We start from the raw sequence: 22188 nt of genomic DNA on the forward strand, positions 1-22188 counted from the left end.
AAGTAAGCGGAAAAGCGTAACTTTGCTTTTTTCGGCACTATTTAAAGATACCAGGGAGATATACATGAAAAAATTTAGGCATCGCCTGAAAGCATTTATCGCTCAGCCGGCCAATATTATATTGATTATTTTTGCTGTAGCGTTAACTTTACTGACACTTTATCCCTTGATGGAATTGTTATACAACACCTTTGTAATTAATGCGACAGATGCGGCCGTCTTTGTCGATTTGAAAAGGGGTATGCTCAGTTTGCGCAGCTGGCAAAAAATCTTATTTACAGCCGCCAATAAGTACAGTTTAATTAATTTTTATCGTCCGTTGGGCAACTCTTTGTTGTATGCGGTCTTATCGGCAATATTTGCTTTAATCTTCGGCGGTACTGTAGCTTGGTTGATTACTCGCAGTAATCTTAAAGCTAAGTCTTTTATCTCGGCAGCTTTCGTTTTTCCTTATATTTTGCCGTCTTGGACGCTGGCTTTATTTTGGATTAACATGTTTCGCAATCCTAATGTAGGCATAGGCGTTCCGGGATTTATTTATTCCTTGACCGGTTGGAGTGCACCGTCCTGGTTTGTTTACGGCTTGTTTCCACTGGTCATTGTCAGCGGCCTGCATTATGCTCCTTTTGCCTATATTTTTATAGGTGGTATTTTGCGCAATATGGATGCCAATCTGGAAGAAGCGGCCACCGTTTTGAAAACCCCGAGGCGGCGAATTTTTACCGCAATAACTTTGCCGATTGTCAAACCGGCGGTTTTATCTACATTTTTGTTAGTATTCGCCAGTGTTATGGGTTCTTATGCTGTCCCGGTTTATTTAGGCTCGCCGGTGGGCTTTTTCGTGCTGACGACCAAGATGAAGATGTTACAGACAACAGCTGTAGGACAAGCTTATATTATTGCTACAATTATGGTTATGAGCGGTTCAACCGTTTTACTTTTGAATAATTTACTTGTCGGCAAAAGACAATCTTATACAACGATTACCGGCAAATCGTCGCAGATATCTTTGGTTAATTTGAAATCCGGCAGATATATAATTGCGGCTTTGCTGTGCGTGTTGATGGTCTTTACCTGCATATTACCTTTAATTTCCTTCGCTTTGGAGTCGATAATTATTAAAGCCGGTGATTATTCCTTCGCCAACATGACTTTAAATTATTGGATCGGCAGAAGCGGCAGCGTCTCCAGTCTGGCAGGCGGTTCTTCCGGTATTTTGCTGGATAATTTGGTCTGGCAGGCGGGAAAAAATTCCTTGCTGTTATCAGTTGTTTGTGCTGTTTTAGCCGGCAGCTTCGGTTTAATTATCGGTTACGCCGTTGTCCGTAAGAAAAACACCCGTTTGGCGAACTTTGTCAGCGGTATGTCCTTTTTCCCTTACTTAATACCGTCAATGGCATTCAGCGCAATTTACTTGGCAATTTCCACCCAATTTTCTTTCTTGGCTAACTCCTTCTTACTTTTAGCCTTGGTAGGAACTGTGAAATACTTGCCTTTTGCTTCGCGCTCCGGTATTAACTCCATGCTGCAACTTTCCAAAGAAATTGAAGAGGCGGCGTTGGTCTACGGCGTATCGTGGCCGAAACGTATGGTGAAAATTATTATGCCGATACAAAAGGCGGCGATAATTTCAGGATTCTTATTACCTTTTGTTTCGTGCATGCGGGAGCTGTCACTCTTTGTCATGCTGACAAGTGCGAAGACGCAAACTTTGACAACAATATTGATGGCTTACAGCGAAAAAGGCGCAAGTCAATATGGTAATGCAATCAACTTATTAATAATAATTCTTGTGCTTGTAATTAACTTTGCCGTCAATAAATTGACAGGCGCATCAATAGATAAAGGTATTGGAGGAAATTGAAATGCCTAAGATTATTTTAGAAAATGTCAGTAAAAAATTCGCCAACGGTTTCGTGGCTGTGGATAATTTGAATATGGTTATAGAAGATCGGGCGTTCGTCACTTTGTTGGGCCCGTCAGGTTGCGGCAAAACAACAACGTTAAGAATGATTGCCGGTTTGGAAACTCCGACAAGCGGCACAATTACCATTGACGGACAGGTTGTCTTTGATGCAGAGAGCGGAATCAACGTGACACCGGACAAACGGGATATAGGCTTTCTTTTCCAGAACTATGCCTTGTGGCCGCATATGACCGTTTATCGCAACATTGCTTTCGGTTTGGAAAATTTGCACTGGTCCAAGCCGGATATTGAAAAAAGAGTAGCGGAATTATTGGACATCTTGCAAATTTCCGAATTTAAGGAGCGCTATCCTTCAGAATTGTCAGGCGGTCAGCAACAACGGGTAGCAATTGCCAGAACTTTAGCACCTAGACCGAAAGTGCTTTTCATGGATGAACCCCTGTCGAATCTGGATGCGAAATTGCGCGGCGAAATGCGGACGGAATTGAAACGTTTACATATTGACACGAATTCAACATTTATCTATGTTACACATGACCAATTGGAAGCGATGACTTTATCCAGCAAAGTCTGCTTGATGAAACAGGGTGTTTTACAGCAATATGCTCCGCCCTTGGAAATTTATAATCATCCCTGCAATATTTTCGTTGCCGACTTTATGGGCAACCCGGCTATTAACTTGTTACATGCCGAAGTTATGCGGCAGGAAGAGCAGACGGCGGAATTAAACTTGGGCGAGCACAAGGTTAAATTCTTATCCGACACTAAATTGCCGAAAATTCCCGCAGATATTATCCTTGGTATAAGACCGGAGCATATCAAGTTGACTTCCGAGCCTAAATTGACAGCTCGAATTTATGCTACTTTACCGACAGGCATGGAGACTACAGTTAAGCTGAAAGCGGATGAACAGATTATTACGGCTGTAGTATTCGGCAGTGTCGATTTTCAAGTGGATGAAATGGTAAATATAGACTTTGCGGAAAATAAAATATTGTTGTTCGAGCAGTCAAGCGGCAAACTTATAGCTTCCGGGCGTCTGGTAATAATTTGAAACAAGGGTAACGGAAATGGAAATCTTATTTGATTTACATACGCATACAATTATGAGCGGCCACGCCTACAATACGATTGAAGAAAATATTGTCGAGGCATATAATATCGGGCTGCAGGCTTACGGTTTTTCCGACCACGGACCGGCAATCGAGGGAGGACCGGCGGAGGTGTATTTTCGCCACTTCCGCATTTTCCCGCGGCATTATAAAAATATGTATGTTTTGTGCGGGGTAGAAGCGGTGATTACGGATTATGACGGACATATCGATTTAAACGGTAAGGCCTTGGAAAGGGTGGATTATGCAATAGCAAGTCTGCACAGTTGGTGCCTACAGCCGGGAACGTGTGCCGAGAATATGCGAGCCTATCGCGGCGCTATGCAAAATCCTTATGTGAAAATTATCGGTCATCCGGATGATCAGGCTTATGAAACTGATTATGATGAACTGGCATATATGGCGCGAAAGTACGGCGTTGCGCTGGAACTTAATGAATCTTCGCTGGATCCGGAATCTGTACGTTCAGGTTCCGTGCGGGAGAAAATGCGCTTAATTATGAAATATTGTCGGCACTATCAAACACCGGTTATTCTCGGTTCCGATGCACATCATAAGTCATATATCGGTCGTTTCGAACAGGTGCAGGAATTATTGGCAAGCGAGAATTTCCCGCAGGAGCTGGTGCTCAATAATTCGTTGGTAAAACTGCGCCGGGTCTTGAATCACCCTGATATTATTAAATAAGCTCAATATTTTACGTTCAGCAAATTAACCGCAAAGAAGGTGAAATGATTAAATGGAAATTTTTCAGAATATAGATAAACTCGTGAGCAGTTTCACGCCGCTGGCAATATTTTTGCGCTTGTTGATAGCTATGGTTTTAGGTACCGTTATAGGTATTGATCGCGAGCTGAAAAATCGCGGTGCCGGCATCAAAACGCATGCTTTAGTCTGCTTGGGTTCGGCTATTGTTATGGTTGTAAGTGAGTATATTTTCTTGAATTGTCCTGATGCTCGGGCCGACATGAACAGAATGGGCGCGCAGGTAGTGAGTGGAGTAGGCTTTTTAGGTGTCGGTACAATTATCGTCACCGGTAAAAATGTTGTGCGCGGCTTGACCACGGCTGCCGGTTTGTGGACTTGTGCCTGTGCCGGTTTGGCTGCCGGAATAGGTTATGTTTGGCTGGCGTTCTTGAGTCTGTGTTTTTGTATTTTCGTTTTTACCGGTTTGGGGTGGTTGGAGAATCGGCTGCAACGTCTGTCCCGCCATTTTTCCTTATATTTGGAGTTGGAGTCAAGTGACGGCGTGCATTTGCTTCTGGCTAAGATGCGTTTACAGCATATGCGTTTCCATCATCTTGATATTACACCCAGCCATGTGAAGCAGAACGGCGTTTTACTCAGCATGTCGGTAGAACTTCCCAGTCGGAAAGAGCGGCAGAATCTGTTGAATTTGCTGAATAATTGTCCGGAAATTCGTTATTTTGAAGGTGTATAATATAGTTAACTGAACAGTTGCATGAAGCCGACTGTAGGATAAATTAAAGAAAGTGCAGTGTCGCAAAAAATGAATATGATTAAATACAATGCAAAACGTAAAATAATATCGGCTGCTGTGACAGCTTTGTTGATTTGGACAGCAGTTTGGCCGACAATTTCTGTGAAAGCCGAAGGACAGGATACGCTGAAGGTAGCACAGTATGTTAAAAGTACCGATTTGCAAAAACAAACGGACGGTTCATATAAGGGTGAGTGGCAAGCTGAAATTCCGATGTGTCAACTTATGCAGCCGTATGAAGAAATGATGCGGGAACATGGAGACAATTTCCCGTGGGATCCTGTTACTCGCGATACTTCGGCTTCTATTTATTATGAAGTAAAGTTTCCGCAAGGAGTGAATTTGGCTCAGCCGACACATAGCAGTAACTCGGCAATGTTCTCAAATAATGAAATCAGTTACAGTAAAACCGCTACCGGCTATAAATTCAGGTTAAAACTTCAAGATGTCAACTGGGGGCAGGTTTACCAATCTTATCTGGCGGATAAGCAGAACAACAGTCTCGTAAAACTTGGTGTTCCTTACACGCTTACGGCTGAGCAGTATGAAAAATTTCGCCAAGAGCAGGCCAAAATCGAGGGTAAGGGTGATTTCAGCTTTTGCGCATCAGGTAGACTGTGCTGGTTGACTAAACGAAGCTTTTTAACCGACAAAGCTTATACACCTTTGCTGGGCGGAAAGTCGGAATCGCAGGACGTAAAAACGATGCCCGATGCGGTGATTAATTTGAATGCCGATTTGGAGGTCAACGGAGATACGCAAAATAAGGCGATTTATCAAACAGAATTTAATAAGCCTTTAACGCTTACCGGCAAATTGCAAGTAAGAAAAATTCAGGAGCTTTTGCAAAAAATCGAAGATATTTTTAATGGGCAGCAGCCTGTCACCGAGCGGGCGGCAACGGCTGATTCGCCGAAATCAGCGGCAGATAAAATTGCAGTAGAAAATTTGGAAACTTTGTTTGTTGCCCAATTAACTTTGCCGCAGGGATTAAGTTTCAATAAAGAACAAAAACCCGTATTATCAGGTGACAACGGACAATTTGCCATAACGGGCAGCAGCTATTCGAATCAGGATAAAACGTTAAAAGTTGAAATGAGCACGACAGACACAGGTAATATTAAGACGTTTGCCGATTTAAAAAAGCATGTACTGGGAGCAGATGAATTCCTTAAAGTTAGTATTGCCGGAGTGCATTTTGATGCTTCTTCCAAACCGAACACGCCTTATCAAATTGTTGGTAAAATAAGCGGTAAATTCTCAGGTTGTGCGAAGCTGGGAGAGACAAAAGTCAAATTCAATTTCAATTGGAACGGTGTTCAGGATAAAGACAGTAAGGATTCTACAGTTAAGGACAATAACGAGCAGATTCTTTTGACTGTCAGCTATGTGAAGACGGCGCCTGAGAGTACGCCGCCGACAGCTGAAACTTCTGTTCCGGTACCTACCGTTACAAAAGATGAGGGAAAAATCGTTACAACTAAGCCGCGTGTGGCCAAAACCGGTGAACTTGTCAGCACCGCTACCGGTTGGGGCGTGCTTTTGACCGTAGCAGCTGCCTGTCTGCTTCGACATAAACGGCAGAATTAACGGTTTATTGTTAGAGTCACTTGTTTGAGAAGCCTGTTCCTGCGAACTGCGGGGACGGGCTTTTATTTATAGCTTTTTCTCCGCTTTTTGCCTGTTTTTTCCGCTGAACACCCGGAAAAGATGTGGTAAAATAATATTTATTATAATTTATCAGGACTTCTTGCTTGAACAGTAAACGAAAAATGTATAATAATATCAAGAAGGGTCGCTCTAAATATTTTTTCGGAGGAATGTTATGAAAAAAATATTATTATCTTGCTTATTTGCAGCATTAACTTTAGTAGCCTGCCAAAAACAAAAAGTGATGGAAACAGTAGCGACTGCAGACCGGACTGAACCTTCGAATGCTCAAGTTGCCGCTGCTACTGCAGGTGCCGCCGAAAAAAATCAAGTCCCCGAGACAGAAATAAATACGGCCGTAAAATTGCGCGACAAAGTTGTGGCACCTTTGCAAAAATTGAATGCTGAAGCTTTACGTTACGTTTATCTGGGTGTGCGTGCCGTCAACGATGGGGCTTTACCGAATGTTTTGCATTATGAAAACGACAAAATATATTACATGTGCCGCAAAGTTTCCGACGACATGCAGCGGGTAATCAGGCAGGAGTGGCGTAATGATAAGAAAAAATTTACAGATGCGGAGCAGGAAGTGAGGTACAGATTCCTCGGCTTGATGAGCGATACGCAAAAGCACTATTTAGGCGTTTATGATTGCCAAAACAAAACAAAAAAAGAAATGAGTATTGCAGACTGGTGCGCGATGAGCACGGTTTCAGCTACCTGTCCGGTTGAGGATAATCAAATCATTATGGTCTATGTTGCCGGCAGCTCGGGAGCAATAATTCATACTAAGATTGTTTTATTCGATTTGGACAAAAAGACGGAGGAAACAATTGCCGAGTATCAAACTTTCAATGCCTTCAGCAAGATTAAGAGATTATCGCAGGATGAATTTTTGATCTTATTGGCTGAACGCCAACAGGATAAAAACGGTATCAAGCCGGAAAGCAAGCAACTTGCCATAATTTATAATCATAAGACTAAAAAAACAACAGAAATTTATCAAGGCGAAACAATGAGCGAAAAATCACAGGATGTCTTTGCTTTTGATTGTTACAAAGATAAAATTTACCTGCTTATGCATAAACTTAATGCCGGAAAATTGCAATCGTATTTACGGACACTTGATAAAAACGGTAAACAGTTAAATGAAATCGCTCTGCCGGCTTTGGCTAAGTACGATTCGCCCAATCGGTTGGCGGTTGATCTGTTATTTGCAGATGATGTCATGTTTGTGCAATTTGAAACTAAGCGGTCGGATCTTAAGGCGAAGCAGCCGGTTGTCGCCGTTTTAAGGAAATCCGGAGATAACTACCTGTTACAGAACACAAGCTCAATGAACGTATCTTCTATTCCTAAAACACATCCGGTCGGCAAGGAACCTTATATGATGTTGCAGGACAAGAAAGGGGAAAGCGGCACACAGCAATTTTACGCCTACTATCCGGATAAAAATGTTTTCGATTTGGCAGATACGCAGCTGGAGTATACGAAAACCAAGGGTAACATCACGAATTGGCGCAACGATAATAAGCAACTGTTGTTCCAATATATTGATCTTAATAATAAGGCAGATTACTATTTAGCTGAAATTCCCGAGAAGTAAAAGTCGTCCGTATCGACTTAACGGCGATACGTTTTTAAGGAACTGAATTTTTTGGGGTGGAAAAAGACCTGCAAGCTCTTTGCAGGTCTTTAATCATTCGGCGGAAACAGGCGCATGAAATGGCGGACAAAGTAGAATATCGCCGAAATATCTTATATAATTAAGTGATAATTTAAGCACATGGGAGAAAGTATATGCAAGAGGTAAGAACTCGATTTGCACCTAGCCCGACCGGCTTCATGCATATAGGTAATTTGCGCACTGCTTTATTCGAATATTTAGTCGCAAAAGCACAACACGGTACGTTTATATTGAGAATTGAAGATACCGATCAGAAACGTCAGGTAGAGGGCGCTTTGGCTAAAATTTACCAAACGCTGGCCAGCGTCGGCATGACTTACGATGAAGGCCCCGACAAGCCGGGGAATTGCGGACCTTACGTGCAAAGCGAACGCTTCGGCATGTATTTACCGGAAGCTTTGAAATTGGTAAAAAGCGGACATGCTTATTATTGCTTCTGTACCGAAGAACGCCTGGCGCAATTGCACAGCGATTTGGAAAAAACTGGTGCCTCATTTATCGGCTACGATCGGCATTGCCGCAACTTGAGTCGGGAGGAAGTAGAGGCGAAATTAGCTGCCGGAACACCTTTCGTTATTCGGCAAAAAATGCCCGACAGCGGTGAAACAACTTATCATGATGAAGTCTATGGCGATATAACCGTGCAGAATAACACTTTGGAAGACCAGGTGCTGGTGAAAAGTGACGGCTATCCGACTTACAATTTCGCCAATGTTGTCGATGACCATGCCATGCGTATCAGTCATGTCGTCAGAGGCTGCGAGTATTTAAGTTCCACGCCGAAATATGTTTTATTGTATGAAGCTTTCGGCTATGAACAGCCGAAATACATTCATTTACCGCTGATTAACGGCAAAGACGGCAAGAAATTGTCCAAGCGGCACGGGGCAACTTCCTATGAGGAACTTATTAACGCCGGTTATTTACCGGAGGCGGTCATCAATTATTTGGCCTTATTGGGCTGGTCGCCGGCCTCGACGGAGGAATTATTCACTTTAAGTGAATTGGAACAGCAGTTCGATATCAAACATATTGCCAAAGCACCGGCAGTTTTCGACATTGAGAAATTACAATGGTTCAATAGCCAATACATAATCCGCAAATCAACTGCGGACTTCTTCCGCTTGATAGAGCCTGCTTTGCAGGAACTTTGCGGCGATAAGCAGGAATTATGGCAGAGATTGCAGACACAGCAGGATTTATTGGCCCGAATTTTACAACCGCGCTTATCCGTATTAACGGAGGTTCGGGAGAAACTGGCCTTTTTACCGAGTTTGCCGGAATACAGCACCGATTTATTTGTCCACAAAAAAATGAAAACTACATTGGAATCGGCCAAGGCGGTACTTGCAGATTTACAGACCGAACTTAAGAATTTACCGAGCTGGACGGAAACGGATTTACATGATCTGATGATCAATTATGCCCAAAAACGTGAACTGAAAAACGGGATGGTTATGTGGCCGATAAGAGTGGCGGCAACCGGTATGCAGGTCAGTCCCGGAGGCGCCGTTGAAGCTTTGGTATTGTTGGGACGGGAAGAATCTTTGCAGCGTATAGAAGTTGCCTTGGAAAAATTAAAATAGGGAGAATGCAATAGCATATAGAAGAAAGGTTAAAGCTATGAAAGAAGATGCTAACAAAGCAGTCGCAGTGAACGAGGCGGAAAAACTCGCTGCAGCCGTTAATACAGAAACAAGCAATTTTATTCATCAAATTATTGACGAGGAATTAAAGGAAGGCGGTCGCTGTTACGGGCAAAAAGTCCATACCCGTTTCCCGCCGGAACCTAACGGCTACCTTCATATCGGCCACGCCAAAGCTTTATACATTAATTTTTCTACCGCTGAAAAATATCACGGTCTTTGCAACCTGCGGATGGATGATACCAACCCGGTCAAAGAAGATGTCGAATATGTCGAAGCAATAAAAGAAGATATTCATTGGTTGGGATTCGATTGGGCGGATCGCTTCTTTTACGCATCTTCCTACTTCGATAAAATGTATGAATTTGCCGTAGAACTTATCAACAAGGGTTTAGCTTACGTTGATGAATCGACGCCGGAAGAAATTAAAGAAGCACGCGGCACCTTGCAGGAACCGGGCAAAGAAAGCAAATATCGCAATCGCCCGCTGCAGGAGAGCCTGGAATTATTCGCCAAGATGAAAAGCGGTGAAATAGCAGACGGTAAAATGGTTTTGCGGGCCAAAATCGATATGGCCAGCGGTAATATGAACATGCGTGACCCCGTAATTTATCGGGTTTTACACAAAGAGCATCACCGTACCGGCAAAAAGTGGTGTATTTATCCCATGTACGATTTTGCTCACCCGATTGAAGATGCTTTGGAAGGCATTACCCATTCATTGTGCAGTCTGGAATTTGAAGATCATCGCCCACTTTACGATTGGGTAGTCAACAACATTTCCGTTGCCTGTAAGCCCCGACAAATAGAATTTGCCCGCTTAGGTATGTACAACACGGTTATGAGCAAGCGTAAATTGAGAGAATTGGTCGAACAGGGAATTGTCAGCGGTTGGGACGACCCGCGAATGCCGACTTTAAGGGGCTTGCGCCGCCGGGGCTACACCAGGGAAGCGATACGAGCTTTCATGGAAGGAATCGGAGTTACCAAACAACCGAATATGATTGAGTATTCCTATTTGGAGCATTGCTTGCGGGATGATTTGAACAAAAGGGCAAGCAGACGTATGGCGGTTCTGCATCCGATTGAATTGGAAATAGTTAATTATCCGGAAGCTCAAAGCGAAATCTTATTAGCTGAGAATAACCCGGAAGAGGAAACTGCCGGTAAACGGGAAATAACCTTCTCCAAGCACCTTTATATCGAAGCGGACGACTTTATGGAAAACCCGCCCAAAAAGTATTTCCGCCTCTATCCCGGTAATGAAGTAAGACTGAAAGATGCCTACATTGTCAAAGCAGTCGATTTTGAAAAGGATGCGGACGGCAATGTGACCAAAGTTTACTGTGAATATGACCCGGAGACGAAAAGCGGTAAGGATTGTCGCAAAGTTAAGGGCACAATTCATTGGGTTGATCAGAAAACCTGCCGGGAAGCTGAAGTCAGATTGTACGAACAGTTGTTCAGCGCCCAACAGCCGGATCAGGCGGAGAATTATCAAAGCTGCCTGAACCCCGACTCTTTACAGGTATTGCACAACGTTAAACTGGAAGCGGCTCTGGGCTCTGCCAAAGTCGGTGAAAACTATCAGTTCATGCGGATAGGCTACTTTGTGCTGGACAACAAAGACAGCAGACCGGAACATTTGGTTTTCAACAAAAGTGTGGGCTTGAAAGACGGTTTTAAGCTGAAAAAATAAGGCTGCTAGGCGGCGACCGGCTGCGGCCGTCCGTAGCCGGCAAGTCGGCGGATTGCATAAAAACGGCGGAATTTACACGGCAGCTGACCGCCGCTGCGACAGCCGATGTGAGCGAGCTGAGGCAAAAGCCGCTGCGACAAAGCAAAATGCAAAATGAAACGGGCACTATTTCGGCGCCCGTTTCCCTTACAAAACAGGAAGGCGACAAAATGATTCCGAAAGATGCACGACAAGTCCTGCAAGTCGGGCAAAAATTACAGCTGAAAATTAGTGCTTGGAACCAGGCGGGACAAGGGGTTGCTCGCTACAACGGCATACCGATATTTGTCTCAGCGGCCTTACCCGGAGAAATCTGGGAAACAACGATTACTTCGGTGAAAAAGAACTATGCGCAAGCTGCCCTCCTAAAGCCCGAGAAAACGGTAGAATTTCGCACAACGCCCCGCTGCTCGCATTACGGTGTTTGCGGCAGCTGTGAGCTGCAACATATGACTTACGCTGCAACTTTACGTTTCAAGACGGAAAAGGTCGAGCAAGCCTGTCGCAGCATCGCCAAACTTGATACGACCGATGTTTTGCAAGCGACTTTGCCGTCACCTGTAAACCAACATTATCGCCAAAAACTGGTATACAACTTCACAAGCGCTGCCCCGGAAGCGACTGCGACTGCAACTGCGACTGCAACTGAAAAAAAAGGAACTAATCAGCCCCAACTTGTTGACCTGGGCTTTTTTGCACCCAATTCGCATAATATTATCCCGATTAGAGCCTGTACAGCCGAATTTTCCACAGCCGCCGACGTTCGACATGCGGTTCTGGCAACTCTGAATTGCGCTGAAATCCGGCAAGCTTTCAAGCGAGCCGGCGTCAAACATTTGGTCTACAAGGAAAAAAGTGGGCAAGGCTTGTTCAAACGCCTGATGTTGCGTAGTGAACGTTCCAATCACAAGGTGCTGTTAACTTTTGTTTTGAATGCAGCTAAGACAGCGTACACGCCGTTAATGGCACAGGCATTTGCGTTGCTGGCACAAAAATTATTACCATCAAGTGCTGCGGAGCGTGGAGTAAATACCGGAAAAAGGGCTGCATCCCCGGATTACGCTGCCGCCAAGGAAAGTTCTACTGTAGCAAGGGATACCGCTGCTGCCGGAATTGCCGGAATTTATCTCAATTTTCAGCCGGAAAAAAGCAACAAAATATACAGCGATGATTTTTTGCTACTTGCCGGTCAAGCGACAATTACTGAAACTTTGCACATTACATCTAAGCCGTTGTTTTACACCATCGGTCCGGGTGACTTTTTTCAAATTAATCCCGCTTGTGCCGATGTGCTCTTTCAAAAAGCTCTAAGCTGTCTCAAGCTGCAAGGGTCAGAAGTTGTTTACGATTTATATTGCGGTACGGGCAGTATTTCGCTGGCTCTTGCCCAACAGGCCAAAAAAGTTATCGGCATCGAAATTGTTAAGTCGGCTTGTGTGCACGCTGCAGCTAACGCGCGTTTGAACGGCTTGTCCAATGTTGAGTTTCACTGCGGTGCGGCCGGAGAGCTTTTCCCCCGTTTGTTCGCACAGGGTTTACTTGCGGATGTTGTGGTTGTTGATCCTCCGCGTAAAGGTTTGGACGAGCAAACAATCCGCACGATTTTGCAAATGGGCGCGCCCAAGGTTTTATATATTTCTTGCGACCCGGGCAGTCTCGCCCGTGATTTAGCCAAACTGACAGCGCCGAAGATTGAAGGGCAGCAAGGCCAGGGAACGGGGCAGGGGGCGGCGGCGGGACCGGGCCGGGGGCAGACGCAGGGAACGGGGCAGGGACCGGCGTACCGCATAGAATGTTTGCAACCGGTGGATATGTTCCCGTTTTCGGAACATACGGAATCAGTGGCGCTCCTTTACAAATCCCGCTGAATCGAAATAGCGTTTTGATGACACCTACTTGCGTGCAGTCTAGTTGCATATTGTAAGTAATACCCACTAATTTCGGAGTGTGGAAATCCTCCCCCAGGATGTTATACTTTTTGTAGTATAAGTATGGTGAAAGAAAGTAAATATGAGGGAGGTGAAAAAATGGATAAGGCTAAGATTGTATTGCAGAATACAGATATTGGAAAAGATAATCATCAGTTTGATGATATTGTTAAGATTGTCGAAAGTGCAAAGGATCGTGCTTATAGAAAAGTCAATGAAGAATTGATTTTGATGTATCAGGAAGTGGGAAAGTATATAAGTGAGAAAAGTAAAGAAGCAGGTTATGGGTCAAATTTTGTGGAAAATGTTGCCGATTTTTTCTCTGAAAATTATCCTGATTTAAAAGGATTTACCCGTAGGGGGCTTTATAGAATGAGGCAATTCTATGAGCTATATAAGGATGATGAAAAAGTGTCAACGTTGTTGACACAATTGAGCTGGTCTAATCATTTGAAAATAATGTCAGGATCTAAAAGTAAAGAAGAAAGAGAATTCTACATTAACTTAGCAATTAAGGAGAATCTAACTCACCGAGAGTTGGTAAGGCAGATGGACAGTGGCTATTATGAACGTTATATGCTTTCAAATAGTAACGATTTGCCTGCTATACAAAGGGCAAAACAAGAGACGCATAATTTGTTTATGGACAGTTATGTTTTAGAATTTCTTGATGCTCCCAAGATTGGAAATGAAAGAGAATTTCAGAAGTCAATTCTCCAGAATCTGAAGAACTTTATTTTAGAGATTGGGAAAGATTTTTCCTTTATAGGTAATGAGTATAGGGTACAGGTTGGCAATCATGATTACTATGTAGATTTGTTGTTCTATCATAGGGGACTATCTTGTTTAGTTGCATTTGAATTAAAAATTGGAGAGTTTAAGCCGGAATATATCGGAAAAATGAACCTGTATTTAGAAGCACTGGATAGAGAAGTAAAGAAACAAACTGAAAATCCAAGCGTAGGAGTAATCCTTTGTGCTTCAAAAGATGATGAGGTAGTAGAATTTGCATTAAGTAGAAGTCTTTCGCCTACAATGGTATCGGAGTATACATTAAAACTGATAGATAAGAATTTGTTGCAACGAAAATTAAAAGAATATGTAGATATTGCGGAAGAAACAAACGAATAAAATTTAATAATATAATGCGTAAAAGGTGATTAGAGTAAAATCTAACCGCCTTTTTTGTTTGGAAAAACGAAGGAGGTAAAAATGCGAATAAATGATTTTCATAACATTTTGGAGCTTATAAAACAAGATGTGCTTCATAGTGAAGCAGAGTATCTGAAGCTCTTAAAGGTTGTCGGAAACAATCAAAGATATGACTTTAGAAGTCAATTAAGTATCTATGATAAAAATCCTGAAGCAATAGCTTGTGCCAAGTTTGACTACTGGAGGGAACGTTTTAATAGAACAGTAATGCGAGGACAGAAAGGTATCCCCATTTTAGAGGACTATGGCACATTCAAGAAAGTGGACTATATTTTTGATATAGGTCAGACAGTTTCAAGAAACAGAGATGTCAACGAAGTAAATCTTTGGAAGTTTGACAAAGAAAATCATCAAGATGTGTTAAAGGAAATGATAAAAAGCGAGGGCTATGAGGAAAGTAAAAGCACACTTGAAAACATCTTTTCTTTAAGCAGACTCTACGGTGATGAAAAAATAGATACCTTAATGAATGAACTTAGAATAGCGGATGAGGATAGAATATCCTTTACAAAGTTTGTAAGGGACTCGGTAAGCTATGCGGTAGCATCAAGATTTAAGTTAGATTATTCGATAGATTATGAGCTTTTAAGAGAGAATTTTCAAAGACTTGACAGCATATCTCTAATGAGTCTTGGTGAAAGCGTATCGGATATTAGCGGAAAGATTATTGATGCGACCATTCAAAAAAGCAAAGAACTTGAGCTGCAAAAAGAAGTTTTAAGAGGAAAAGAAGCGGGATATAATAAGATTAAAGAAGAATTGGAGGAGGTAGAAGAATATGTACTTCGACGAGATGATCAGGGAAGAAATGAAAACGGGCGAGTTCTCCGAAATGGAGAGTACAGACGAGATAATAGAGAAAATCAGGGAGAATACGCTAAACAGCTTGGAGGAAGAGACGGACTTCATAAGGAAGTATCCAAATCCGACCTACGCAGTGATGAGGCTGGAGTTTCTTTCACAGAGCGAGGAGCAGAGCAACTTCGAGATGTTAGTAGATCTATACAAGGAGAAGAAGTTGACAGGACACCTGATGGACATTCAGAAACAGGCGATAGAGTTTATGAGAAGAGAGAAGCCGAAGCTGATGGCAGCTTGGAAGATAGAGGGAGAGAGCAATCCACAGTACAAAGCAATGATTTCAGCTTTGAAAGAGATGACGATCAAGGAAATAGTAGAAGGTTAAGAGAAAATATTGATGTAGAGATAAGAGAAGCTGAAAAGGCTTCTTTTTCTTTACCAGAAAACTCCTATGGACAGACACGCCTTACGATTCCGCTAACTGAGAATGATATAGATACCGTCCTTATTAACGGAGGAAATCACGATGGCGGCAGACTTCCTGTTATTGCTGAGTTTTCCAAAGAAAAAACAGTAGAAGAATTGGGAGAATACCTCAAAGATACCTTTAAAGGCGGAAACGGGTTTTACATTGATGAAAGAGAAGTATCTTCCTGGTATTCGGATAAAGGCATTCATTTAGCCTATGGAACTTCTGCAAGAGAAGATGATACGCAGGTCTTAAACTGGAATGATGCTGCAAAGAGGATAAATGAACTTCTTAATAGTGGGGAATTTGCTACAAATGTAGAGCTTTTTGAAGCTCTTGATTATGAAAGAGATCGGATTTCAGAATCTCTATGGTATCTATCTCATGATTTAAGTGAAGAAGGAAAAGAGCAAGGATATTTTGAACTTTTTGAAAGAGGTGGGGGCTTTTCGGAAGAAACAAAAAGATTATCTGAAGCATTAAAAAATCCTGAGTATCTGAAAGAAACAATCAGAGAATATGACAGATTTATAGCAGGATATAAAGAAAATAGGAATGTACTAAGGTTTCACTATCACAAGGTAGATAGCCTTTATCAGAAATTACAGGAACTTGAGCTGCCACGAAAGGAATATAGCACCAATTTGACAGAACTTCCGAAGGTAAAGTCCTTTATTACAGAAGATGAAGTCCTTGAAAGTCTTTCAAGAGGAAGTGGCGTTGATAGAGGAAAAGAACGAATCACCAAGTTTTTTAAAGAAAATCATACGCTTCAGGAAAAAGCGAATTTCTTAAAAGACGAATATGGAATTGGAGGACATTCCCATGCTGTTTCCGGAGCAATGGGAAGTGATGAATGGCACGATGCTAAGGGACTTAAATTACAGAAAAATGATTGTAATGATGTGTTTCTTACTTGGACAAGTGTTGCAAAGCATATCGACGAGCTGTTTTCTAAAAATCTTTATCTTGAAGAAAAGGAAACAGAAAACAAGTCAAAGATTGAAGAACCACAATATTATTCCAAAGATGCTCCTGAAAACTTAATGACCGATGAAATGCTTGAAAGAGTGCCGGAGCTTTACGCACAGGAGGATGTAGCATTAGCGGATAAAGAGGTTCATGCTGCATATATCATTCCTTTCCGTTCTAATTGGACTTGGTATATGACGGAATATGACAGGGAAAGTGGCGATGCCTTTGGACTGGTACTTGGGATTGAACCTGAATGGGGATATTTTAATCTTGAAGAACTAAAGGAATTAAATGCCCAAAGGCTTATTTTAGAAGATTTTCCAAAGACCTTTAGAGAGCTGAAAGATACAGAACTTAAAAAGCAGATGGATGAGCAGGAGCTTCAGTCTGTCTTTAATGGAGAACTTAGCTTTGTAGAAGAAGAACTTGAAGCACCTGAAGAAACAGAAGAAGTTAGAAGGGCTGACACAGTTCAAGCTACCTTATTTGATTACCTCAAAGAAAGAGAAGAAGTAGAACTGAATAAAAAAGAGGAAATCCCTTTAGAGGATTTTGCAGTTAAAGCAGGTGATACCGTCTACTTTCATCATGAAGAATACAAAGTCAGAGAAATTTCTAAAAATGAAATCACAGGAAAAAATGACTTGTGGCTTGATCCTGTAAGGCAAGGCAATCATCAAATTCCGATTGTAGCCTTTACAGATAATGAGGATCTTATGAAGCAGATAAGCCTTGAAAGACCGAACTTTATTGTCGGAGATGAAGTCAAATACAAGGATAAAGACTATACCATCACACGCTTTGATGATATGGGAAATAACCTAAAGACGGTAACGGTTAAGGACAATACAGAATATCTTGGCGGTATGATAACAGGCTCCGATGTGATTCCTTATCGTCTGGAAGGCGACCTTGAGAGGGTATTTCAAAATCAAACATATAAACATCCAGAGCAGACTACTGAAGAAGTAGAAATAAAGAAAGCAGAAGCTCATAACTTCAAAATTAAAGAAGAAACGCTACCTGACAAGTTATCTCCAAGTGAGAGATTAAACAATAACCTTGAAGCAATCTCGATGTTAAATCGAATTGAAAGAGGTGAGAGAGATTTAGATATTACCGCTCAGAAAGTTTTAGCAAGGTATGTTGGCTGGGGAGGACTTGCTGATGTATTCGATGAAGAAAAAGGCGGACAGTGGAAAGAAGTAAGGAGCTTTCTAAAAGAGAACTTATCGCAGGCAGAATATGAAGCTGCAAGAGAATCTACTTTAACGAGCTTTTACACACCGAAAACAGTGATTGACGGAGTGTATAAGACACTTTTGGATATGGGATTTAAACAGGGAAACATTTTAGAGCCAAGTATGGGAATAGGGAACTTTATAGGCAATATCCCTGATGAAATGAACAAGTCTAAGTTTTATGGTGTAGAGCTTGACTCAGTAAGCGGTCGAATTGGAAAACTCTTATACCCTGAAAGTGATATACAGATTAAGGGGCTTGAAGAAACTTCCTTTTCAAATAACTTCTTTGATGCGATTATCGGCAATGTACCCTTTGGAGAATATAAGGTAAATGACAGGGAGTATAACAAAAATAACTTCCTTATCCATGATTATTTCTTTGCCAAGTCCATTGATAAAGTAAGAAACGGAGGTATTATTGCCTTTATTACATCAAGCGGAACGATGGATAAAAAGGACGAAAGTGTAAGACGCTACCTTGCAGCAAGAGCAGAGTTTTTAGGAGCGATAAGACTTCCGAACGATACCTTTAAGGGCGTAGCAGGAACAGAAGTAACCTCAGATATTATCTTCCTAAAGAAAAGGGACAGTATCAGAGAAAGGGATGAGGATTGGATTCACCTTGCTGAAGATGAAAACGGGCTTTTATATAACAAATACTTTGTTGATCATCCTGAACAGGTGCTTGGTTCTATGGAAGAAATATCCGGAAGATTTGGGAATACAATAGCTTGCCTGCCAAAAGAAAACACAGACTTAAAGGAGCTACTGACAAAAGCAAGCGAAGAAATCGCTAAAAATGCTAATTATGAAGAAATAGAGCTACTTGATGATGAAATAACTTCTATCCCTGCAACCGATGATGTAAAGAACTTCTCTTATACCTTGATTGACGATGAAGTCTATTACAGAGAAAACTCACTTTTTATCAAAAAGGAAGTATCAGACAAGAATAAAGAAAAAATCAAGGATTACCTTGAGCTGAATGCTGCCTTAAAAGATGTGATTTACAAGCAGAAAGAAGATTTTAACGAAGAAGAAATCAAGGCTTCACAGGAAAAACTAAATGAAGTATATGATAACTTTTCAAAGAAACATGGCTTTGTAAATAACCTAAGTAATACCAGAGCCTTGAAAGAGGATAGCAACTTCTCGCTTGTTTCCTCCATAGAAATCCTTGATGAAGAAGAAAACTTCAAAGCAAAGGGAGATATTTTTTCCAAGCGAACAATCACAAAGGCGAAGGTTATCGACCATGTAGACACTTCCCTTGGAGCTCTTGTTTTATCGGTATCTGAAAAAGGATATGTGGATTTTGAGTATATGGGAAGCCTTACAGATAAAGACAGACCGACTATGATAGAAGAACTTAGAGGAGAAATCTATCTAAACATCAGAGAAGAACAAAACTTTTATAGACCATTATCTTTTAACCTTGAAGATGGAGATCTACCTTTTGCTTGTGCAAACGGCAGTAATTCATACAAATATGGCTATGTAACAAAGGATGAGTACCTAAGCGGAAATATCAGAGATAAGATTGCCATAGTAGACAGTTACCTTGCAAAGTTAAGACAAACGGAAAGAGAGTTACCTCATCTTGGCTATGCGGAAGATGGAAAAGAAAAAGAGCTGATAAGCTATGAGATGAACCGTTTGGAATACCAAAAGGCAGAGCTTACAAAAGTTCTTCCAAAAGAGCTTGAAGCAAGTGAAATCAACGTAAGACTCGGAGCTACTTGGATACCGAATAAGGATATTGAAAAATTCATCTTTGAAACGCTGAAAACTCCGGGATATGCCAAATGGGATATTAAGGTTAAGTTTTCAAACCTCACAAGTGAATGGAATGTAGAAGGAAAGAGCAGGGACAGAGGAAATGACCTTGCAGAGATGACCTACGGAACCTCAAGGGTAAATGCCTATAAGCTGATTGAAGATGCTCTAAATTTAAAAGAAACAAAGGTATTTGACCAGATTGTAAATCCGGACGGCTCGAAAACTTCTGTATTAAATAAAAAGGAAACGCTTCTTGCAGGGCAGAAACAGGAGCTTATAAAAGAAGAATTTAAGAACTGGATATTTAGCGACCAAGAACGTAGAAACAGGCTTGTAAAGTTATATAACGAGCGTTTTAACTCTATCCGCAACAGAGAATATGACGGCAGCAACCTTTCTTTTGAGGGAATGACCACAGAAATTGATTTAAGACCTCATCAAAGAAATGCCATAGCAAGAAGCCTTTATGGAGGAAATACCTTGCTTGCCCATGTGGTAGGTAGTGGTAAGACCTTTGAAATGGTGGCGTCTGCGATGGAAAGTAAAAGGCTTGGAATGTGCAGTAAGTCCTTGTTTGTTGTCCCCAATCACTTAACAGGTCAAATCGGTCGTGAGTTTATGCAGCTATATCCGTCAGCTAACATTATGGTTGCAGATAAGAAAGACTTTGAGCCGAAAAACAGAAAAAGATTTATCGGAAGAATTGCCACAGGAGAGTATGATGCCGTTGTAATCGGGCATACGCAGTTTGAAAAGATCCCGATGAGTAAGGAATATCAGGAGAAGCATATCCAAGATCAGATTGATGAAATTATAAACTATGTGGAGGAATATAAGCATGACAGAAATCAGAACTTTACGGTAAAGCAGCTTGAAAAAACAAAAAAGAAGCTGGAAACAAGGCTTGAAAAGTTAAACGATGATTTTAAAAAAGATGATGTCATAACCTTTGAGGAATTAGGTGTAGATAAGCTCTTTATTGACGAGGCACATAATTACAAAAATCTCTATCTTTACACCAAAATGAGAAATGTAGCAGGTATTGGACAGTCTGAAGCCTTTAAGTCCTCCGATATGTTTATGAAGTGCAGATACATGGATGAAATGACAGGTGGAAAAGGTATTGTCTTTGCCACAGGAACGCCTGTCAGTAACTCGATGACAGAGCTTTATACTATGCAGCGTTATCTTCAGTATGAAAGCCTTAAAAAGAATAATTTGGAGCATTTTGATAGCTGGGCTTCTACCTTTGGTGAAACGCAGTCAGCTTTTGAATTATCTCCGGAGGGAACAGGGTATAGAGTAAAGACAAGATTTTCCAAGTTCTATAACCTTCCTGAACTAATGAGTATGTTTAAGGAAGTTGCGGACATCCAAACAGCAGATATGCTAAATCTTCCAACACCTGAAGCACACTATGAAGTTATTAAAACTTTGCCAAGTGAGGAGCAAAAGGAAATCCTAAAGAGCCTTTCTGAAAGAGCTGATGATGTAAGAAACAGGATAGTAGAGCCTGACGAAGATAATATGCTTAAAATTACCAATGACGGCAAGAAACTCGCCTTAGATCAGCGTTTAATCAATCCACTGCTTCCGGATAATCCTGACAGCAAGGTCAATGTGTGCGTGAAAAATGTTTTTGCCATTTGGGATAAGACAAAAGAAAATAAGTCAACACAGCTACTATTTTCTGATATGTCCACACCGAAAGGCGATGGAGAATTTAACATCTATGATGATATTAGAGAAAAACTTGTAGCTATGGGAATACCGAAAGAAGAAATTGCCTTTATCCACGAGGCTAATTCCGATAAGCAAAAGGATGAACTCTTTGCAAAGGTAAGGAAAGGTGAGATTCGTATTTTAATGGGTTCTACACAGAAAATGGGAGCCGGAACGAATGTGCAAAACAAGCTGATTGCACTTCATGATTTAGACGTCCCATGGCGTCCTGCCGATGTAGGACGGATTTTGCGGACATTCAAAATAAAAAAGAATGTGGAGGTAACAGACAATGGCAAAGACAATTTTTGAGGAAATGGGCGGCAAATACGAAAGGCAAGGCGATTATTTAATACCGTGCTTAACTGTACCCGCCGAAGAAGAACAGCCGATAGGCATCTGGGGACAGCGGCATTTGGATTATCTGAAGCATCACTGCAAAGTTACATACACCAATCTTCTTACAAGCGGCAGACTTAACGCTTACCTTGCCGACATTGACAGACAGGCACAGGAACGCTTTGAAAGGCTCATAGAGGGTATGAAACAGGCACAGGGCATAACGGAACAGCTAAAGGCAGAAAACGCCTTAGAATGGACAGGATGCCTCAATAACATAAGGGCTTGTGCGAGGGAGATTGTGGAAAAGGAAATTATTTTTGCATAAACAGATGATTAGTGGCAGGGGGAAATCCTGCCGCTTTTTCTGCTTTAGTTTGTCAGCTTGACAAATAAAGGGTTAAGGAATATAATTAGATTCAGTATTATACAAGGAGTTAATAAATATGCGGCAAGGT

General features: G+C 41.7%; 12 protein-coding genes. All 12 read left to right on the forward strand.

Annotation, left to right across the window (positions count from 1 at the left end):
• Positions 1–64 precede the first annotated feature (64 nt).
• The 12 genes from PYS60_RS00520 (at position 65) to PYS60_RS00575 (ending at position 22058) form a co-directional block, all read left to right on the forward strand.
• A complete protein-coding gene (locus PYS60_RS00520) occupies positions 65–1864 on the forward strand; it encodes an ABC transporter permease (RefSeq protein ID WP_315569886.1) in 1800 nt (599 codons plus the stop codon).
• 1 nt (position 1865) lies between these two features.
• The gene (locus tag PYS60_RS00525; protein ID WP_315569888.1) at positions 1866–2981 is read left to right on the forward strand and encodes an ABC transporter ATP-binding protein; all 1116 of its coding nucleotides are present in this window, start codon (positions 1866–1868) and stop codon (positions 2979–2981) included.
• A 16-nt stretch (positions 2982–2997) separates the two neighbouring features.
• Positions 2998–3726, forward strand: a complete 729-nt coding sequence (locus PYS60_RS00530) for a phosphatase (protein ID WP_315569890.1) — start codon at positions 2998–3000, stop codon at positions 3724–3726.
• Between the two features lie 52 nt (positions 3727–3778).
• Entirely contained in the window at positions 3779–4480 is a 702-nt protein-coding gene (locus PYS60_RS00535; RefSeq protein WP_315569892.1) for an MgtC/SapB family protein, read from the forward strand.
• Positions 4481–4555: 75 nt separating this feature from the next.
• Positions 4556–6130, forward strand: a complete 1575-nt coding sequence (locus tag PYS60_RS00540) for a hypothetical protein (protein WP_315569894.1) — start codon at positions 4556–4558, stop codon at positions 6128–6130.
• 235 nt (positions 6131–6365) lie between these two features.
• Positions 6366–7796 (forward strand): hypothetical protein, encoded by a 1431-nt coding sequence (locus PYS60_RS00545; protein WP_315569896.1) that lies wholly within the window; start codon positions 6366–6368, stop codon positions 7794–7796.
• A gap of 194 nt (positions 7797–7990) precedes the next feature.
• On the forward strand, positions 7991–9463 hold the full coding sequence (gene gltX, locus PYS60_RS00550; protein WP_315569898.1) for a glutamate--tRNA ligase: 1473 nt from the start codon (positions 7991–7993) through the stop codon (positions 9461–9463).
• A gap of 37 nt (positions 9464–9500) precedes the next feature.
• A complete protein-coding gene (locus tag PYS60_RS00555; protein WP_315569900.1) occupies positions 9501–11222 on the forward strand; it encodes a glutamine--tRNA ligase/YqeY domain fusion protein in 1722 nt (573 codons plus the stop codon).
• Between the two features lie 209 nt (positions 11223–11431).
• Positions 11432–13129, forward strand: coding sequence for a class I SAM-dependent RNA methyltransferase (locus PYS60_RS00560; protein ID WP_315569901.1), 1698 nt, complete (start codon positions 11432–11434; stop codon positions 13127–13129).
• A 123-nt stretch (positions 13130–13252) separates the two neighbouring features.
• Positions 13253–14320 carry a PDDEXK nuclease domain-containing protein gene (locus tag PYS60_RS00565; protein WP_390866530.1) on the forward strand — a complete coding sequence of 356 codons (1068 nt, stop codon included), beginning with the start codon at positions 13253–13255 and terminating at the stop codon, positions 14318–14320.
• A gap of 81 nt (positions 14321–14401) precedes the next feature.
• On the forward strand, positions 14402–21703 hold the full coding sequence (locus PYS60_RS00570; protein ID WP_449224105.1) for an Eco57I restriction-modification methylase domain-containing protein: 7302 nt from the start codon (positions 14402–14404) through the stop codon (positions 21701–21703).
• Positions 21684–22058, forward strand: coding sequence for a TnpV protein (locus tag PYS60_RS00575; RefSeq protein WP_001140406.1), 375 nt, complete (start codon positions 21684–21686; stop codon positions 22056–22058). Before PYS60_RS00570 ends, PYS60_RS00575 begins: the two co-directional genes overlap by 20 nt.
• Positions 22059–22188 lie beyond the last annotated feature (130 nt).

It is taken from the genome of Amygdalobacter indicium (assembly GCF_029101545.1).
Classification (GTDB): domain Bacteria; phylum Bacillota; class Clostridia; order Saccharofermentanales; family Fastidiosipilaceae; genus Amygdalobacter; species Amygdalobacter indicium.

What these genes read in the sequence shown, in the direction of transcription:
- PYS60_RS00520 (WP_315569886.1), top strand. Translation starts at nt 65, where the DNA reads ATGAAAAAATTTAGGCATCGCCTGAAAGCATTTATCGCTCAGCCGGCC.
- PYS60_RS00525 (WP_315569888.1), top strand. Translation starts at nt 1,866, where the DNA reads ATGCCTAAGATTATTTTAGAAAATGTCAGTAAAAAATTCGCCAACGGT.
- PYS60_RS00530 (WP_315569890.1), top strand. Translation starts at nt 2,998, where the DNA reads ATGGAAATCTTATTTGATTTACATACGCATACAATTATGAGCGGCCAC.
- PYS60_RS00535 (WP_315569892.1), top strand. Translation starts at nt 3,779, where the DNA reads ATGGAAATTTTTCAGAATATAGATAAACTCGTGAGCAGTTTCACGCCG.
- PYS60_RS00540 (WP_315569894.1), top strand. Translation starts at nt 4,556, where the DNA reads ATGATTAAATACAATGCAAAACGTAAAATAATATCGGCTGCTGTGACA.
- PYS60_RS00545 (WP_315569896.1), top strand. Translation starts at nt 6,366, where the DNA reads ATGAAAAAAATATTATTATCTTGCTTATTTGCAGCATTAACTTTAGTA.
- gltX (WP_315569898.1), top strand. Translation starts at nt 7,991, where the DNA reads ATGCAAGAGGTAAGAACTCGATTTGCACCTAGCCCGACCGGCTTCATG.
- PYS60_RS00555 (WP_315569900.1), top strand. Translation starts at nt 9,501, where the DNA reads ATGAAAGAAGATGCTAACAAAGCAGTCGCAGTGAACGAGGCGGAAAAA.
- PYS60_RS00560 (WP_315569901.1), top strand. Translation starts at nt 11,432, where the DNA reads ATGATTCCGAAAGATGCACGACAAGTCCTGCAAGTCGGGCAAAAATTA.
- PYS60_RS00565 (WP_390866530.1), top strand. Translation starts at nt 13,253, where the DNA reads ATGGTGAAAGAAAGTAAATATGAGGGAGGTGAAAAAATGGATAAGGCT.
- PYS60_RS00570 (WP_449224105.1), top strand. Translation starts at nt 14,402, where the DNA reads ATGCGAATAAATGATTTTCATAACATTTTGGAGCTTATAAAACAAGAT.
- PYS60_RS00575 (WP_001140406.1), top strand. Translation starts at nt 21,684, where the DNA reads ATGGCAAAGACAATTTTTGAGGAAATGGGCGGCAAATACGAAAGGCAA.